Origin of the sequence: Streptosporangium brasiliense (assembly GCF_030811595.1) — a bacterium.
Taxonomy (GTDB): Bacteria; Actinomycetota; Actinomycetes; order Streptosporangiales; family Streptosporangiaceae; genus Streptosporangium; species Streptosporangium brasiliense.
Genome location: NZ_JAUSRB010000002.1, coordinates 4,539,313 through 4,555,594 on the forward strand (window position 1 = coordinate 4,539,313; position 16,282 = coordinate 4,555,594).

13 protein-coding genes are annotated in these 16,282 nt (G+C 72.2%); 3 read left to right on the forward strand and 10 right to left on the reverse strand.

Annotation, left to right across the window (positions count from 1 at the left end; all coding sequences use genetic code 11):
* Positions 1-48 precede the first annotated feature (48 nt).
* Positions 49-840, reverse strand: coding sequence for a neutral zinc metallopeptidase (locus tag J2S55_RS29455; protein ID WP_306867673.1), 792 nt, complete (start codon positions 838-840; stop codon positions 49-51).
* Positions 841-1,007: 167 nt separating this feature from the next.
* Here J2S55_RS29455 and dxs point away from each other — a divergent pair, with 167 nt between their 5' ends.
* A complete protein-coding gene (dxs, locus tag J2S55_RS29460) occupies positions 1,008-2,927 on the forward strand; it encodes a 1-deoxy-D-xylulose-5-phosphate synthase (RefSeq protein ID WP_306867674.1) in 1,920 nt (639 codons plus the stop codon).
* On the opposite strand, the gene J2S55_RS29465 is transcribed toward dxs, so the two are convergent.
* Positions 2,872-3,543, reverse strand: coding sequence for a DedA family protein (locus tag J2S55_RS29465; protein WP_306867676.1), 672 nt, complete (start codon positions 3,541-3,543; stop codon positions 2,872-2,874). The genes dxs and J2S55_RS29465 overlap by 56 nt on opposite strands.
* Before the next feature lie 154 nt (positions 3,544-3,697).
* Between J2S55_RS29465 and J2S55_RS29470 the strand changes: the two genes are divergently transcribed.
* The gene (locus tag J2S55_RS29470) at positions 3,698-5,167 is read left to right on the forward strand and encodes an amino acid permease (RefSeq protein ID WP_306867678.1); all 1,470 of its coding nucleotides are present in this window, start codon (positions 3,698-3,700) and stop codon (positions 5,165-5,167) included.
* A gap of 167 nt (positions 5,168-5,334) precedes the next feature.
* Here the strand turns inward: J2S55_RS29470 and J2S55_RS29475 are convergent, their stop codons facing one another.
* Positions 5,335-7,407: a 3-hydroxyacyl-CoA dehydrogenase NAD-binding domain-containing protein gene (locus J2S55_RS29475; protein WP_306867680.1), complete on the reverse strand. Its 2,073-nt coding sequence runs from the start codon at positions 7,405-7,407 to the stop codon at positions 5,335-5,337.
* On the reverse strand, positions 7,404-8,603 hold the full coding sequence (locus J2S55_RS29480) for a thiolase family protein (RefSeq protein WP_306867681.1): 1,200 nt from the start codon (positions 8,601-8,603) through the stop codon (positions 7,404-7,406). The genes J2S55_RS29475 and J2S55_RS29480 overlap by 4 nt, the downstream gene beginning before the upstream one ends.
* A gap of 148 nt (positions 8,604-8,751) precedes the next feature.
* On the opposite strand from J2S55_RS29480, the gene J2S55_RS29485 reads away from it, so the two are divergent.
* Positions 8,752-9,744, forward strand: coding sequence for a LacI family DNA-binding transcriptional regulator (locus tag J2S55_RS29485; protein ID WP_306867682.1), 993 nt, complete (start codon positions 8,752-8,754; stop codon positions 9,742-9,744).
* A gap of 257 nt (positions 9,745-10,001) precedes the next feature.
* Here the strand turns inward: J2S55_RS29485 and J2S55_RS29490 are convergent, their stop codons facing one another.
* The 6 genes from J2S55_RS29490 to J2S55_RS29515 form a co-directional block, all read right to left on the reverse strand.
* A complete protein-coding gene (locus J2S55_RS29490; protein WP_306867683.1) occupies positions 10,002-10,691 on the reverse strand; it encodes a hypothetical protein in 690 nt (229 codons plus the stop codon).
* 137 nt (positions 10,692-10,828) lie between these two features.
* Complete coding sequence (locus tag J2S55_RS29495) at positions 10,829-11,656, reverse strand: sugar phosphate isomerase/epimerase family protein (protein ID WP_306867685.1); 828 nt, start codon at positions 11,654-11,656, stop codon at positions 10,829-10,831.
* 26 nt (positions 11,657-11,682) lie between these two features.
* Complete coding sequence (locus J2S55_RS29500; RefSeq protein ID WP_306867687.1) at positions 11,683-12,813, reverse strand: dihydrodipicolinate synthase family protein; 1,131 nt, start codon at positions 12,811-12,813, stop codon at positions 11,683-11,685.
* Positions 12,813-13,955 carry a Gfo/Idh/MocA family protein gene (locus J2S55_RS29505; RefSeq protein WP_306867689.1) on the reverse strand — a complete coding sequence of 381 codons (1,143 nt, stop codon included), beginning with the start codon at positions 13,953-13,955 and terminating at the stop codon, positions 12,813-12,815. The genes J2S55_RS29500 and J2S55_RS29505 overlap by 1 nt, the downstream gene beginning before the upstream one ends.
* A gap of 144 nt (positions 13,956-14,099) precedes the next feature.
* Positions 14,100-15,326, reverse strand: a complete 1,227-nt coding sequence (locus J2S55_RS29510) for an HRDC domain-containing protein (RefSeq protein WP_306867690.1) — start codon at positions 15,324-15,326, stop codon at positions 14,100-14,102.
* Entirely contained in the window at positions 15,323-15,919 is a 597-nt protein-coding gene (locus J2S55_RS29515) for a DUF3000 domain-containing protein (RefSeq protein ID WP_306867692.1), read from the reverse strand. Before J2S55_RS29515 ends, J2S55_RS29510 begins: the two co-directional genes overlap by 4 nt.
* Positions 15,920-16,282 lie beyond the last annotated feature (363 nt).

Below are 16,282 nucleotides of genomic sequence, written 5' to 3' on the forward strand. Positions count from 1 at the left end.
ATGCGGCCGTGCGGGGAGCGCACGGCCGCATGGTCGGCGGGAGGGGGTTCAGGCGACGCTACGGGAGGAGGCGGTCCAGGTGTTGCACGCCGACGGGGAGCCGGCGTTGAAACCGCGCTCCATCCAGTAGGCCTGGCTGCGGCCCTTGCCGTGGTCGTTGGACGCCCAGGTCTTGTGGCCGTTCTCGGAGACCCAGCGGACCATCGAGTCCCACTGCTCCTGCTCGACCGGCAGGTCGTCGGCGATCTGCCGCAGGAAGGCGGATCCCAGGCAGTCGGCCTGCAGTTCGAGGCGGCGGGAGAAGGCGAGCTTGGTGGAGGTCCTGGCCCGCCAGACGCTCTGGCCGTAGTAGTTCATGATGCCGGACAGCTGCTGCACGTGGTGGGCGTACTCGTGCGCCATGAACTGGGCGTGGTTGGGGGCGTAGGGGTTCTTCAGGACGTCGCGGAAGACGCCGATGTAGATGGTGCGGTTGCTGGAGCAGTAGTAGCCGCCCGCGCCGCCGGGCCAGCGGCCGCAGGGGCTGCCCACCTTGGTGGTGGTGAAGCGGAGCCTGGGCTGGGCGAAGGGCAGCCTCGCCTTCTTGAACTGGGTCTTCCACGCCAGGTTCAGACAGCGGTTGACGCGGGTCATGAAGACCTTGTACGAGGCCGCGCTCCCCGCGCGGATCTGTCCGGTCGTGCAGCTCACGGCGGGCAGCGTGCCCGTCCGGTAGATGGGGTTGGCCGTGGCGGCGGTGCGGCCGCGCGGTACGGCCTGCTCCTTCGCGACGGAGGCCTTGGCGGTCGACGGAGTGGCGGCGTTCGCGGCACCGACGCCCGTGACCAGGGTAAAAGCCAAGGAAGCGACGATGAGTGACGATAGTTGCCTAAAGGGGAGAGTGCTCATGGTGAGGCAAAGGCTATTGCAAGTGTGAATAAAACGTGCAGAATCCTCGTCCCTGGGAGGAGCGCCCGCCGCGCGAACTAGACTCGGTCTGATGCTGACTGGACAGAGGGGATGATTCCGTGAGTGAGCGGACCGGACGGCCTGGCAGTCTTCTGGAATCGGTCAAGGGGCCACGGGACCTGAAGCTGCTGGGAGCCGAGGAGCTGCCCCGGCTCGCCGCCGAGATCCGCGACCTGCTGGTCAGCTCCACGGCCCGCATCGGAGGCCACCTGGGGCCCAACCTCGGCGTGGTCGAGCTCACGATCGCCCTGCACCGGGTCTTCGACTCGCCGCGCGACCGCATCCTCTGGGACACCGGTCACCAGGCGTACGTCCACAAGATGCTCACCGGCCGCGCCGGGCGGTTCGAGACGCTCCGCCAGGAGGGCGGCCTGTCGGGCTACCCGAGCCAGGCGGAGTCCGAGCACGACATCATCGAGAACTCCCACGCCTCGACCGCGCTGTCGTACGCCGACGGCCTGGCCAAGGCCTACAAGCTGCGCCGTGAGGCCGACCGCACGGTCGTGGCGGTGATCGGCGACGGGGCGCTCACCGGGGGCATGGCCTGGGAGGCGCTCAACAACATCGCCGCGCACAAGGACCTGCCGCTGATCATCGTGGTCAACGACAACGGCCGCTCCTACTCGCCGACCATCGGCGGCCTCGCCTCGCACCTGGCCTCGCTGCGCGCCACCCAGCGCTACGAGGACGTGCTGGAGTTCGTCAAGGACAACCTGACGAAGGTCCCGGTGGTGGGGCCCCCGGTCTACGACGCGCTGCACGGCGTGAAGAAGGGCATCAAGGACGTCCTGGCCCCGCAGGTCATGTTCGAGGACCTCGGCCTGAAATACATCGGGCTGGTCGACGGCCACGACGAGCAGGCCGTGGAGACCGCGCTGCGCAAGGCCCGCGGCTTCCGCCGCCCGGTCATCGTCCACGTGCTCACCAAGAAGGGCTTCGGCTACTCCTTCGCCGAGAACCACGACGAGGACTGCTTCCACTCGCCGGGCGTCTTCGACCCGCTGACCGGTGAGGAGAAGCCCAAGCCGCACGGCTGGACCAACGTCTTCAGCCAGGAGATCGTACGGCTGGGCGCCGAACGGCAGGACATCGTGGCGATCACCGCCGCGATGCTCGGCCCGACCGGCCTGATCCCGTTCTCCGAGGCCTACCCCGACCGCCTCTACGACGTCGGCATCGCCGAGCAGCACGCCCTGACCAGCGCCGCCGGCCTGGCGCTCGGCGGGCTCCACCCGGTGGTGGCGGTCTACGCGACCTTCCTCAACCGGGCCTTCGACCAGCTCCTCATGGACGTCGCCCTGCACCGGCTGCCGGTCACGGTCGTGCTCGACCGGGCGGGCGTCACCGGCGACGACGGCGCCAGCCACAACGGCATGTGGGACCTGTCGATCCTCCAGGTCGTCCCGGGCCTGTCCGTCGCGGTCCCGCGTGACGAGCCACGCCTGCGCGAGCTGCTGGCCGAGGCGGTGGCCGTCGACGACGGCCCCACCGTCGTCCGCTACCCCAAGGGGCCGGTGGCCACCGAGATCGAGGCGGTCGGGCAGCTCGGCGGGATGGACGTGCTGCGCGCCGGCGACGCCGACGTGCTGATCGTCTCCGTCGGCCCGATGGCCGAGCTGTGCCTGGAGGCCGCCGCCCTGCTCGACGCGCAGGGGATCTCGGCCACCGTGGTGGACCCGCGCTGGGTCAAGCCGCTGGACGAGGCGCTGGTGCTGGCCGCCGGCGCGCACAAGCTGGTCGTGGTGGTCGAGGACAACGGCCGGGTGGGCGGCGTCGGTGACGCGGTCGCCCGCATGCTGCGCGACGCCGACGTGGACGTCCCGGTCCGCACCTACGGCATCCCGCAGCGCTTCCTCGACCACGCCAAGCGGGCGAAGATCCTCAACGAGATCGGCCTGAACTCGCAGGACATCGCCCGCGAGATCACCGAGGCGGTGGCGAAGCGGTCCGCGGTGCTGGAGAACCACCCGGCTCGCTGACCTCGCTGCCCTGACTGACCTGGCTGACCGCGACGGCCCTGGCCGCCCGGACCCGCCGACCGATCACCATGAGGCCGGCGGCCAGGATGGCGAGGCATCCGGCGATCGGCACCGTCAGGTGCTCGTTGTGCCGGACGAAGTCGCCCGCGAGGGAGCCGAGCACCAGATAGGTGCTCACCCAGACCGTGCCGCCGGCCAGCGCCCAGCGGATGAACCGGCGGTAGGGCATGCCGAGGGTCCCGGCGAGGATGGGGGTCAGCGAGTTGACCACGGGCAGGAAGTAGGCGGCGGCGAGGGCGGGGCCGCCGCCCTCGCCGGTGGCCAGCCGCTCGGCCCGGGCCCAGCGGTGCTCGCCGATCCAGCGCCCGGCCCTGCTGTGGCGCACGCGCGAGCCGTACCGGCGGCCGATCAGCCAGCCGCCGGTGGCACCCAGGTAGCATCCGGCCACCCCGGCGACCGCCGCCACCACGATTTCGGCGGGACCCGTCAGCGCCGTCCCCGCCACGACGATCGCCGCGTCCCCGGGGAGCACGGCCCCGATCAGTAGGGAACCGTCCAGCGCCAGCACCACCAGCAGCACCGCGCCGACCAGATATGGGTCTAACTGTCCCAGCATGTCCAAGAGCATGACCTGATGTTGCCGCGCCGGAGGGGCCCGGGGCATCGGGACTTTCCCCGAAAGAACCCCTAGTCCACCGTTCAGCCGTTGATCAGATGGGCATGACTTGATCTGTGGATGACAACGACTCCAGATGGTCAAGGGGGATCCCATGGAGGTTTTCCGCGTCAAGTCGATAGAACAGTCGATCCGCGACACCGAAGAGCCCGAGCATCGGCTGCGCAAGGACCTCTCCGCCATCGACCTGACCGTCTTCGGTATCGGCGTCATCGTGGGGACCGGCATCTTCGTCCTCACCGGCCGGGTGGCCAGGGACCTGGCCGGTCCCGCGGTCGCCCTGTCGTTCGTGGCCGCCGGGATCGTCTGCGCGCTGGCCGCGCTCTGCTACGCGGAGTTCGCCTCCACCGTGCCGGTGGCGGGCTCGGCCTACACCTTCTCCTTCGCCACGCTCGGTGAGTTCCCCGCCTGGATCATCGGCTGGGACCTGACCCTGGAGATGGCGCTGGGCGCCGCGGTCGTGGCGGTCGGCTGGTCGGGCTACCTGACCTCGCTGCTGTCGTCCCTGGGGATAACGCTGCCCAGTGCGATCGCCGGGGAGGGGGCGACCTTCAACCTGCCGGCGGCGCTGGTCGTGCTGGCGCTCACCGCGATCCTGGTCGCCGGGATCAAGCTCTCCTCCCGGTTCAACCTGGTCGTCGTCACGATCAAGATCGCGGTGGTGCTGCTCGTCATCGTGGCGGGGCTGTTCTTCATCAACGGGGCCAACTACACCCCGTTCATCCCGCCGGCCAAGCCCACCCCCGCGGTGGGGGGCCTGGCGGCGCCGCTGATCCAGGTGCTGTTCGGGATCACCCCCGTCGCCTTCGGCGTGCTGGGCATCTTCAGCGCCGCGGCGATCGTGTTCTTCGCCTACATCGGCTTCGACGTGGTGGCCACCGCGGCGGAGGAGACCCGCAACCCCCAGCGGGACCTGCCGATCGGCATCATCGCCTCGCTCGTCATCTGCACCGTGCTGTACGTCGCCGTCTCCCTGGTCGTCGTCGGCATGCAGCCCTACTCGCAGCTCAGCGAGGCCGCGCCGCTGGCGGACGCGTTCAAGGCGGTCGGCCAGACCTGGGCGGCGACGCTCATCAGCATCGGCGCCCTGGCCGGTCTGACCACCGTCGTGATGATCCTCATGCTGGGCCAGTCGCGGGTGCTGTTCGCGATGTCCCGCGACAACCTGCTGCCGCGCGGGCTGTCCAAGGTGCACCCGCGGTTCGGCACGCCGTACCGGATCACCATCCTGATGGGCGTCATCGTGGCGGTCCTGGCGGGGTTGGTGCCGCTGTCGACGATCGCCGAGCTGGTCAACATCGGCACGCTCTTCGCGTTCGTGATCGTCTCGATCGCGGTGGTCATCCTGCGGCGCACCCGCCCCGACCTCCCGCGCTCCTTCCGCACCCCGCTGGTCCCGCTGGTGCCGATCCTGTCGGTGCTGGCCTGCCTCTACCTCATGCTCAACCTGCCGGTGGAGACCTGGCTCAGGTTCGTCGTCTGGATGATCATCGGCGTCGTCGTCTACGTCACCTACGGCTACCGCCACAGCCGGGTGGCGCGGCAGCCGCTGACGGGCCGGTAGCCGCCGCGGCCGGGTCCGCCCGCGGACGGCACGGAGTACGGCCCGGCCGGGCGGCGGCCCCGGCGCGGGCAGGCGCCCGGAGCTCCCTCCCGGCCGGTGAGCGGGTCACGGCCGGGAGGGAGCCGCGGGTGGACGGCCCGGCCCGTACAGGCCGCTCCAGGAGGCGGCTAGGCGGGGACGGAGGCCACGCCCGGCGGCAGGAAACGCGGCTCGGCGATCCCGGCCCGGTCCAGATACGGGGTGATGCCGCCCAGGTGGAACGGCCAGCCCGCGCCGAGGATCATGCACAGGTCGATGTCCTGGGCGGCCGCGACCACGCCCTCGTCGAGCATGATGCGGACCTCCTCGGCGAGCGCCCGCAGCGCGCGCAGCCGTACCTCCTCGGCGGTCGACGGGGAGGTCCCGCCGGAGAAGAGGGCCACCGCCTCGGCGTCCAGCGAGAAGTCCGGCGCGTAGACGCCGGGCTTGCCGGCCGCGACCAGCCTGGCGAGGTTGTCCGACACCCCGTAGCGGGACGGGAAGGCCGCGTGCATGGTCTCGGCGACGTGCAGCGCGACGGCCGGGCCGACGAGCTGCAGCAGCGTGAACGGGGTCATCGGCAGGCCGAGCCCGTCCAGCGCGTGGTCGGCGACCTCCAGCGGGGTGCCCTCGTCGACGGCGCCGATGACCTCGCCCATGAAGCGGGTCAGCAGCCGGTTGACCACGAACGCGGGCGCGTCCTTGACCAGCACCGACGACTTCTTCAGCGACCTGCCGACGGCGAAGGCCGTGGCCAGCGTCGCGTCGTCGGTCTCGGCGCCCCGGATGATCTCCAGCAGCGGCATCACGGCCACCGGGTTGAAGAAGTGGAAGCCCACGACCCGCTCGGGGTGCCGCAGCGCGGCGGCCATCTCGGTCAGCGACAGCGAGGAGGTGTTGGTGGCCAGCACGCACTCGGCCGAGACGACCTCCTCCACCTCGGCGAACACCTTCTGCTTGACCTTCAGGTCCTCGAAGACGGCTTCGATGACGAAGTCGGCGTCGGCGAAGGCGTCCTTGGTCAGCGAGCCGGTCACCAGGGCCTTGAGCCGGTTGGCCTGGTCGCCGGAGATCCGGCCCTTGCCCAGCAGCTTGTCGATCTCGGCGTGGACGTAGCCGACGCCCTTGTCCAGCCGGGCCTGGTCCAGGTCGGTCAGCACGACCGGGACCTCCAGGCGGCGGGCGAACAGCAGCGCCATCTGCGAGGCCATCAGACCCGCGCCGACGACGCCCACCTTGGTGACCTTGCGGGCCAGGGCCTTGTCGGGGGCTCCGGCGGGCTTCTTGGCCCGGCGCTGCACCAGGTCGAAGGAGTAGAGGCCGGCGCGGAGCTCGTCGCCCATGAGGAGGTCGGCCAGCGCCCGGTCCTCGGCGGCGAAGCCCTCCTCACGCGAGGCGGTGCGGGCCAGCTCGATCAGCTCCAGCGCCCGGTAGGGGGCGGGGGAGGCGCCGTGCAGCTTCATGTCGACCAGGAAACGGGCGTCGGCGACGGTCTTGGACCAGTCGTCGGCGGTGTGGTCGGCGCGGGAGACGGTCACCTCGCCGCGCAGCACCCGGGCCGCCCAGCGCAGCGACTCCTCCAGGAAGTCGGCCGGCTCGAACATCGCGTCGGCGACACCGGCCGCGAAGGCGTCCCGGCCCTTGATCATGCGGTTCTGCGAGAGCGGGTTCTCGATGATCAGCTTGATGGCCGCGGCCGGGCCGATCAGACGGGGCAGCAGCTGGGTGCCGCCCCAGCCGGGCACCAGGCCGAGGAAGCACTCGGGCAGGGCCACCGCGGGCACGCCGGAGGAGATGGTCCGGTAGGTGCAGTGGAGGGCGACCTCCAGGCCGCCGCCCATCGCCGCGCCGTTGACGAACGCGAACGACGGCACCTCCAGCTCGCCGAGGCGGCGGAACACCTCGTGGCCCAGCCTGCCGATCGCGAGCGCCTGCTCCCGCTCGGCGACCGTGGCGGCGCCCTTGAGGTCGGCGCCCACCGCGAAGATGAACGGCTTGCCGATGACGCCCACGGCCGCCAGGTCCCCGCGGCCGGCGATCGAGTCGAGAGCCTCGTTCAGGGAGGTGAGCCCCCCGGGGCCGAACGTGGACGGCTTGGTGTGGTCGAAGCCGTTGTCCAGCGTGATCAGCGCCATGGTGCCCGCGCCGTAGGGCAGTTCCACGTCGCGGACGATCGCCTTGGTGACGACCTCGTCGGCGAACAGTTCCTTGATGTCCGTCACTTGTTACCTTCCCAGCCCAGGTTCTCCCAGATGACCGTCCCGCCCATGCCCATGCCGACGCACATCGTGGTCACGCCGTACCGGACGTCGGGGCGCTCGCCGAACTCGCGCGCCAGCTGCGTCATCAGCCGCACGCCCGAGGAGGCCAGCGGGTGACCGAAGGCGATCGCGCCGCCGTAGGGGTTGACGCGGGCGTCGTCGTCGGCGATGCCGAAGTGCTCCAGGAACGCCAGCACCTGCACGGCGAAGGCCTCGTTGATCTCGAACAGGCCGATGTCGGAGATGGAGAGCCCGGCCAGGCGGAGCGCCCGCTCGGTGGACGGGATCGGGCCGACCCCCATGACCTCGGGGTCCACGCCGGCGAAGGCGTAGGAGACCAGGCGCATCTTGGGCGCCAGGCCGAGCTCCTCGGCGACGTCGGAGGCGGCCACGATGCAGCCGGTCGCGCCGTCGTTGATGCCGGAGGCGTTGCCCGCGGTGACCCGGCCGTGCGGGCGGAAGGGGGTCTTCAGCGCGGCGAGCCCCTCCAGGGTGGTGCCGGGGCGGGGGGCCTCGTCGGCGGTGGCCAGGCCCCAGCCCTGCTCCGCCGACCGGGTGGCCATCGGGACCAGGTCGGGCTGGATCCTGCCGTCGGCGTAGGCCTTGGCGACCTTCTCCTGCGAGGCGAGGGCGAAGGCGTCCGCGCGCTGCTTGGTGATGGTGGGGTAGCGGTCGTGCAGGTTCTCCGCGGTCATGCCCATGACCAGGGCGGAGCCGTCCACGAGCTGCTCGGCCAGGAACCGGGGGTTGGGGTCCACGCCCTCGCCCATCGGGTGGCGGCCCATGTGCTCGACGCCGCCGGCGATGGCGACGTCGTAGGCGCCGAAGGCGATGCCTCCGGCGACCGAGGTCACGGCGGTCATGGCGCCGGCGCACATGCGGTCGATGGAGTAGCCGGGCACGCTCTTGGGCAGTCCGGCCAGCACCGCGGCGGAGCGGCCGATGGTCAGGCCCTGGTCGCCGATCTGCGTGGTGGCCGCGATGGCCACTTCGTCGACGCGCTCCGGCGGCAGGTTCGGATTACGCCGGATCAGCTCGCGGATGACGCGGATCACCAGATCGTCGGCGCGCGTCTCGGCATACAGCCCCTTGGGGCCCGACTTGCCGAACGGCGTGCGCACACCGTCGACGAATACGACGTCACGAGAGGAAGGCACGGGGTTCGCTCCTCGTTGCTGGGTAGCTTCCCCCCTATGCTACTGGTCAGTAACAATACTCCGCGCGGCCAGGGTGTCCGGCGGGTCCGGGATGCGGGAGGGGGCCGACTCTGGCAGACTGGGAAAACGCTTTCCCTGGAGGTTGCCGATGGTCACGCTGGAAGATGTCGCCCGGCGGGCAGGCGTCTCGCTCGCCACGGCGTCGCGGGTGCTCAACGGGAGCACCCGTCAGGTGGGGGCGTCCCTGCGGGCCAAGGTGGAACTGGCCGCCGCCCAGCTCGGCTACCGGACCAACGTGGCCGCCCAGACGCTGGCCCGGGGGGCCAGCAACGTGATCGGGCTGGTGGTCCACGATCTTACCGACCCCTACTTCGCCGCGCTCGCGGACGGGGCCATGCGGGTGGCCGAGAGCCAGGAGCTCGTGGTCATGGTCGGCACCACGCACCGTGACCCCGAACGGGAGATCGCCTACGTCTCGACCCTGAACGCGCAGCGGGTCTGCGCGGTGCTGCTCGCCGGCTCCCGGGTCGCCGACCCCCTGGTGACCCGCCGGCTCCGGGAGGAGCTCGACCGCTACCGGGAGACCGGCGGCCGGGTGGCCTGTGTCGGCCAGGACCTGCTCGGCGCCGACACGGTGGTGCCGGGCAACCACGAGGGCGCCGCCGCGCTGGCCCGGTCCCTGGCCGGGCTGGGCCACCGGCGCTTCGCCGTGCTCGCGGGCCCCGCCGGGCTGATCACGGCCCGCGACCGGGTGGCGGGGTTCGCCGGGGCGCTCGCCGGGCTCGGCCTGCCCGCGCCGCAGATCGTGCACGGCTCCTTCGACCGGGACGGCGGCTACGCGGCGGCGGCCGAGGTCTCCGGCGCCACGTGCGTGTTCGCCGTCAACGACGTGATGGCCGTGGGCGCGCTGGCCTCCTTCCGGGACCGGGGTGTGCGGGTGCCGGACGACATCTCCGTGGCGGGCTTCGACGACATCGCCACCCTGCGCGACCTGGTCCCGGCGCTGTCCACGGTACGGCTGCCGCTGGCCGACATGGGCGCCCGCGCGCTGGAGCTGGCCCTGGACGCGGCCCCGGAGGTCCGGGTCGAGCCCGTGGCCGGAGAGGTGGTCCTGCGGGAGAGCACCCGCCGACCGGCCTGAGCGCCCCGCGGCACGCGGGAGCCCTAGAGGTGGCTCTGCGGGAGAGCACCCGCGGGCCGGCCTGAGCGCGCCGTGGCAGGCGGGAGCCCTTCCGGTCCCGGTGAGGCCGTCTCTCGCGGTCCGGGTCGCCGCTCCGGCCCGCCCCGGCCCGCCCCGGCCGGGACGGCTCCGTCGGCCCGAGCCCGGTGGCCGGCCCGTGACGGGGATCCGGACCGGACATCCGCGGAGGTCCGGTCCGGTGGCGCCGTGAGGGACGGTCAGCGGCCGCCGGAGGCCGGCCTTCCCTGCTCGTTCACGGGCGGGACGGTGAGCTGCCCCCGCAGCCAGCGGATCGTGCGGACGACCCCGTCGCCGTAGCCGGGAGGGTGCTGGCGGCCCCGGCCGAGCTGCCGGGAGACGTCCTCGGCCGCGCTCTCCTCCATCCCGAGGTTGAGCCCGGTCGGCCCGTGAATGGGCCGCGGCGTGTTCCGGACGGGTGACTTCCGACGGGTGCCGAGCACCCATTCGCACACGGCGGCCGTCCCGGAGCACCACGCCCTGTCCGGCTCGCCGGAGGTGCCCGCCTGGCCCGCCCGGGCCAGCTCGGCGATCCGGCCGATCTCCGCCTCGGTGCGCACGATCACCCCGCGGCCGCCGACCAGATGTCCCCATCCTTCGGAGGAGCGGCGGCCGGGCATCGGCACCGTGTCCCTGACACCGATCAGCCAGTGCAGGATGCTGATGACCCCGTCGGCCGGGACCACCCGGCCCTCGCGCGGGACCCGTTCGGCGGCGTCGATCTCCGCGCGCGCCTCGGCGAGGGTCGGCGGGGCTCCCGTCGTCGGGCGGCCGCTGACGGGCGCCTGCTCACTCTTGCCGAGAGCCCACAGGATCGCCTGTCCTTGTCCGGACGGGGACGACCCCGGGTTGGCGGCCTCCCACTCCTGGATCGCTTCGAATACAGCCATCACATGTTCCGCCGGCCGCTGTACGGCGGGGCTGGCTTCGCTGCCTGCGATCGTCATGTCCTTACCGTACGTTCATCCGCCTCATGACTCCAACGCGGAGCGGTCGTCCGGAGCGGGCGGACACGTCCCCCCGGGTCTCAGCCGCCGATCAGCTCGCCGTACCTGGCCATGATCCGCGACAGCACCTCGTCGGGGTCGGCGGCCCACACGTCGGCGTTGAAGATCTCCACCTCGATGTCCCCGGTGTAGCCCGCCTCGGTCACCGCCCTGGTCAGGGGCGCGAAGTCGATCACGCCGTCGCCCATCACGCCCCGGCCGAGCAGGACGTCGGCCGGCAGGGGCGACAGGAAGTCGCACACCTGGTAGCCGGCGATCCGCTCCCCGGCCCTGGCGATCTGCTGGAAGACCTGCGGGTCCCACCAGACGTGGAAGGTGTCGACGATGACGCCGACCTGCTCGGCCGGGTATGGTTCGGCCAGGTCCAGGGCCTGGCCGAGGGTGGACAGCACGGCCCGGTCGGCGCAGTACATCGGGTGCAGCGGCTCCAGGGCCAGCCTGACGCCGCGCTCGCCGGCGTAGGGGGCCAGGACGGCCAGCGCCTCGGCGACCCGTTCCCGGGCGCCCGCCAGGTCACGGGAGATCGTGCCCAGGGGTTCGCCGGGGACCACCCCCGGCAGGCCGCCGACCACCATGACCAGGCACGCGGCCCGCAGCGCGGCGGCCTCGTCGATCGCCCTGCGGTTGTCGTCGAGGGCGTCCCCCGAGGTCAGGAAACCGCCCCGGCACAGGGACGACACCCGGAGCCCGGCGTCCGCGACGAGCTTGACGGTCTCCTCCAGCCCCTGCTCGGCGACGTTCTGCCGCCACAGGCCGATCGCCTCGACGCCGTGCCGCACGCACCCGTCGACGGCCTCGGCCACCGACCAGCGCCGGGTGGTCCACTGGTTCAGCGCGAAACGGCTCATGTCCCGTCCGCTCTCCGCTCCCGCGCTCACAGTCCGTGCACCGCCAGCAGGGACCTCATCCGGGAGACCGCCAGCTCGGGGTCGGCCAGCAGCCCGGCCCGGTCGGCCAGGCGGAACACCTCGGCCAGGTGGGGGAGCGAGCGGGCCGCCTGGGCGCCGTTGACCATGGCGAAGGCGTCCTGATGACCGTTGAGCCAGGCCAGGAAGACGATGCCGGTCTTGTAGTTGTAGGTCGGCGTCTCGAAGATCTTCCGGGAGAGGGCGACCGTCGGGTCCATGATCTCGTCGTAGCGCGCGAGATCGCCCGCGTCGAGCGCCTGCAGGGCCGCCGCCGCGGCCGGGGCGATCGCGTCGAAGATGCCCAGCAGCGCGTGGCTGCCCGACTTGATCAGCGAGGGGTAGTTGAAGTCGTCGCCGGTGTACAGCCTGACGCCCTCGGGCAGCGCCGCGCGCAGCCCGATCTCGTGGTCGGCGTCCAGCAGCGAGACCTTGACGCCCTCCACCATCGGCGCGTGCTCGGCGATCAGCGCCAGGAACGACGCGGTGGCCTCGGCCACGTCCGCCGAGCCCCAGTAACCCGCGAGCTGGGGGTCGAACATCTCGCCGAGCCAGTGCAGGATCACCGGGCGGTCCACCTGGGAGAGCAGCTTGCCGTAGACCGCGTGGTAGTCCTCGGGCCCCCGCGCGATCCGGGCGAGCTGGCGGCTGGCCATGACGATGACGCCGGCCTCCGCCTCCCGCACGGTCTCGATCTGCTCGGTGTAGGCGGCCACGACCTCCTCCAGCGTCGCCGCCCGCGGCGCGTGGTCGGTGCCCGCGCCGCAGGCCACCAGCGTGGCGGCCGTGCCGAAGGAGGCCGCCTCGGCGGCGCTGCGCCGGATCAGCTCGCGGGTGGCCGCCCAGTCCAGGCCCATGTTGCGCTGGGCGGTGTCCATGGCGTCGGCGACCCGCAGGCCGTGTGACCACAGGTGGCGGCGGAAGCGCAGCGTGGCGTCCCAGTCGACGGCGGCGGGGGAGCCGGGGGTGTTGTCGCCGAGCGGGTCGGCGACGACGTGGGCGGCGGCGTAGACGACGCGGCTCCTGGCGGGGCCGGCGGGCACCGCCCAGGTCACCGGCTCGCGCAGGGTGTGCTCCCCGCCGGGCAGCGCGATCCTCATCACGGCTCCACCGGCAGGCGGCGGCCCTCGGCGGAGGAGCGCAGGCCCAGCTCGGCGAGGCGGACGCCCCGCGCGCCGGAGGCGAAGTCGTGGGGGAAGGGCGCGTCCTCGATCACGTGGCGGACGAACATCTCCCACTGGATCTTGAAGCCGTTGTCGAACTCGGCGTTGTCGGGCACCTCCTGCCAGCCGTCACGGAAGCGCGCGGTGACGGGCAGGTCGGGGTTCCAGACCGGCTTGGGGGTGGTGGCGCGGTGCTGGACGCGGCAGTTGCGCAGGCCCGCGACCGCGCTGCCGTGCGTGCCGTCCACCTGGAACTCCACCAGCTCGTCCCGGTTCACCCTGACGTTCCAGGAGGAGTTGATCTGGGCCACGATGCCGTTGTCGAGCTCGAAGACGCCGTAGGCGGCGTCGTCGGCGGTGGCCGGGTAGGTCCTGCCCTGCTCGTCCACGCGCTCGGGGATGTGGGTGACGGCCTGGGCGTAGACCGACCGCACCTGGCCGAAGAGGTTCTCCAGCACGTAGGCCCAGTGCGGGAACATGTCGAGGACGATGCCGCCGCCGTCCTCGGCGCGGTAGTTCCACGACGGGCGCTGCGCGGCCTGCCAGTCTCCCTCGAAGACCCAGTAGCCGAACTCGCCGCGCACCGACAGGATCCGGCCGAAGAAGCCGCCGTCGATCAGGCGCTTGAGCTTGAGCAGGCCCGGCAGGAAGAGCTTGTCCTGCACGACGCCGTTCTTCACGCCCCTGGCGGTCGCGGCCTCGGCCAGCGCCAGCGCGTCCTCGAAGGTCTCGGCGGTCGGCTTCTCGGCGTAGACGTGCTTGCCCGCCTCTATCGCCTTCAGCACCGACTTCACCCGGGCCTGGGTGACCTGGGCGTCGAAGTAGACGAGGTTGCCCTCGTCGGCCAGCGCGGCGTCCAGGTCGGTGGTCCAGTCGGCGATGCCGTGGTCGCCGGCCAGCTTCTCCAGCTTCTCGGCGCTCCGGCCCACCAGCACCGGCTTGAGCGTCACCCGGCTGCCGTCGGACAGCGCCACGCCGCCCTGCTCGTTGATCGCCAGGACCGATCGGACCAGGTGCTGGCGGTAGCCCATCCGGCCGGTGACGCCGTTCATCACGACGCCGATGCTTCGCGGGGACATCTTCTTGAGCCTCCTATGGAAAGCGCTTTCCCGCTTACCGTACGGCAGCCGCCGCCTCCTCGGCAAGCGCTTACCGGGGAGGCGGCCGCAGGAGCCGGCCGGTCCGGCGCGGAGCCGCTCGGGGCGGCTCCCGGGACCGCCGGGTCAGATCTCGCCCTTGGTCTCCAGCCGGATCAGCGCCTTGGCCATCGGGTGGGCGGTCAGGCCGATCTGCCACTCCCTGGCGCCCAGCTCGCGCAGCCGGACCGTGACGCTCTCCTCGTCGACGACCGCGGGCGGCTCCCAGGTCAGCCGGCGTACCGCGTCGGGCTGGAGCAGGTTCTCCGTGGGCATGTGGTGCTCGTCGGCGAGTGCGGCCACCACGGCCCGGGCGGCGGCCAGCCGCCGGGCGGCGACCGGGTCGCGGTCCATCCACCGGTTGGCGGGCGGCGGCCCGTCACCCGGGGTGCTGGGCTGCGGGAGCTCCGACTCCGGCAGCGCCCGCCCCCGGCCGATCGCGGCCAGCCAGTCGCGCAGGTGCCGGCGGGCGCTGCGGCCGGTGAAGGGGGGGATCTCGGTGAGCGCCTTGGTGGTGCGGGGCAGCTCCAGGGCGGCGGTGACGATCGCCGCGTCGGGCAGGACCCGGCCCGGCGCGAGGTCCGACTCGCGGGCGAACTCGTCGCGGAGCGTCCACAGCTCCCGGACCACGGCCAGGCCGCGCAGCGAGCGGACCTTGTGGATCCCGGAGGTGCGCCGCCACGGATCCGAGCGCGGCGCCGGGGACCTGTGCGCCAGCACCGAGGCGAACTCCTCCTTCGCCCAGGCCAGCTTCCCGCTGGACTCCAGCTCCTCGTGGAGGACGTCGCGCAGCTCGACCAGGACCTCGACGTCGAGTGCCGCGTAGCGCAGCCAGTCTTCCGGCAGCGGGCGGGTGGACCAGTCGGCGGCGGAGTAGCCCTTCTCCAGCTTCAGCCCCAGGACGTTCTCCACCATCATGCCGAGCCCGACCCGCTCGTAGCCCAGCAGCCGCCCGGCCAGCTCGGTGTCGAACAGCTCCCGAGGATGGAAGCCCAGCTCCGCCAGGCATGGAAGGTCCTGTGAGGCCGCGTGGAGCACCACTTCCGCGCCGTCCAGCGCCGCGTCGAGCTCCGACAGGTCCGGGCAGTGGACCGGGTCGATCAGGGCGCTGCCCGCACCCGCGCGGCGTAGCTGCACCAGATAGGCGCGGCCGCTGTAGCGGTAGCCGGAGGCCCGCTCGGCGTCCACGGCGACCGGGCCGGTGCCCTCGGCGAAGGCGCGCACGGCGCGTGCGAGGCCGGCGGGATCCTCGATGACGGGTGGGATTCCCTCTCGCGGCTCCAGCAGCGGAACAATGGTTGTCTCGTCGGTCACGTTCGGAAGGGCTCCGGATCTTCGCGACGGCGTGGCGGCAGGGTCGCCACGTCGGGTGGCAGGGGGGGTATACCCGCCGCGAGGCACATCAGATCGCACCAGGCGGCGACATGGCCGGAGAGATCCTCCTCCAGCGGAGACCAGGAGGCGCGCAGCTCCAGCTCCGTGCTCACCGGGTCGTCGGCCTTGTTGCCGAAGCCCTCGGAGACCGCCCGGGTGACGGTCCCCCCGGCGGCGGCGTAGCCGGCGCCGTGCGCGTCGAGCGACTCGGTGAGCCAGCTCCACGCGACGGGACCGAGCAGCGGATCTTCGGTGATCTCCAGCTCCATGTCCGCCCGGACGTAGGCGACCAGGCGGAACGGCCCGTCCCAGCCGCGCTGGCCGTCCGGGTCGAAGAGCATGATGAGGCGGCCGACCGCCAGCTCGTCGTCGTCGCGATAGACCGACGCGCCGATGGCGGCCGAATAGGGGGCCAGGCGCTGCGGCGCCGGGATGTCCTCCAGCTCGATCTCCGGTCTGACCTCGGCCGGGCGCAGAGTGGCCGCCGCACGCCGGAAGGCGGCGGGAGCGGGCGGTGCGTCACCGAGGGTCATATCGGAAGCGTAGGTCGGAACTGAGCGCATTGGGACCACTGGGGTGTGTGTAGGAGCCATTGGAGCCAATCAAGCCACTGCCATCGACCGGCGGAGAGCGGGCGCGCCCTCGCCGTCGGGGACCCCCAGGAACAGGGCGTGGCCGCACTCGACGCAGGCCCACTCGGGGCACCGGCCCGGTCCGTGGCCGTCGGAACAGGGGGGCTGCTCGAAAACCCGCTCGGCGGCACAGGAAGCACAGTGCTCACCGCGGCGTTCGGTTGAACTCCACATCGTGGACATCGCACGGGCCTTTCGTCGGGTCGTGGTCCGACGTTGGCACGTCGCGCCGACAATTCCGCGCAACGTGCTCGGCGTGTCCCG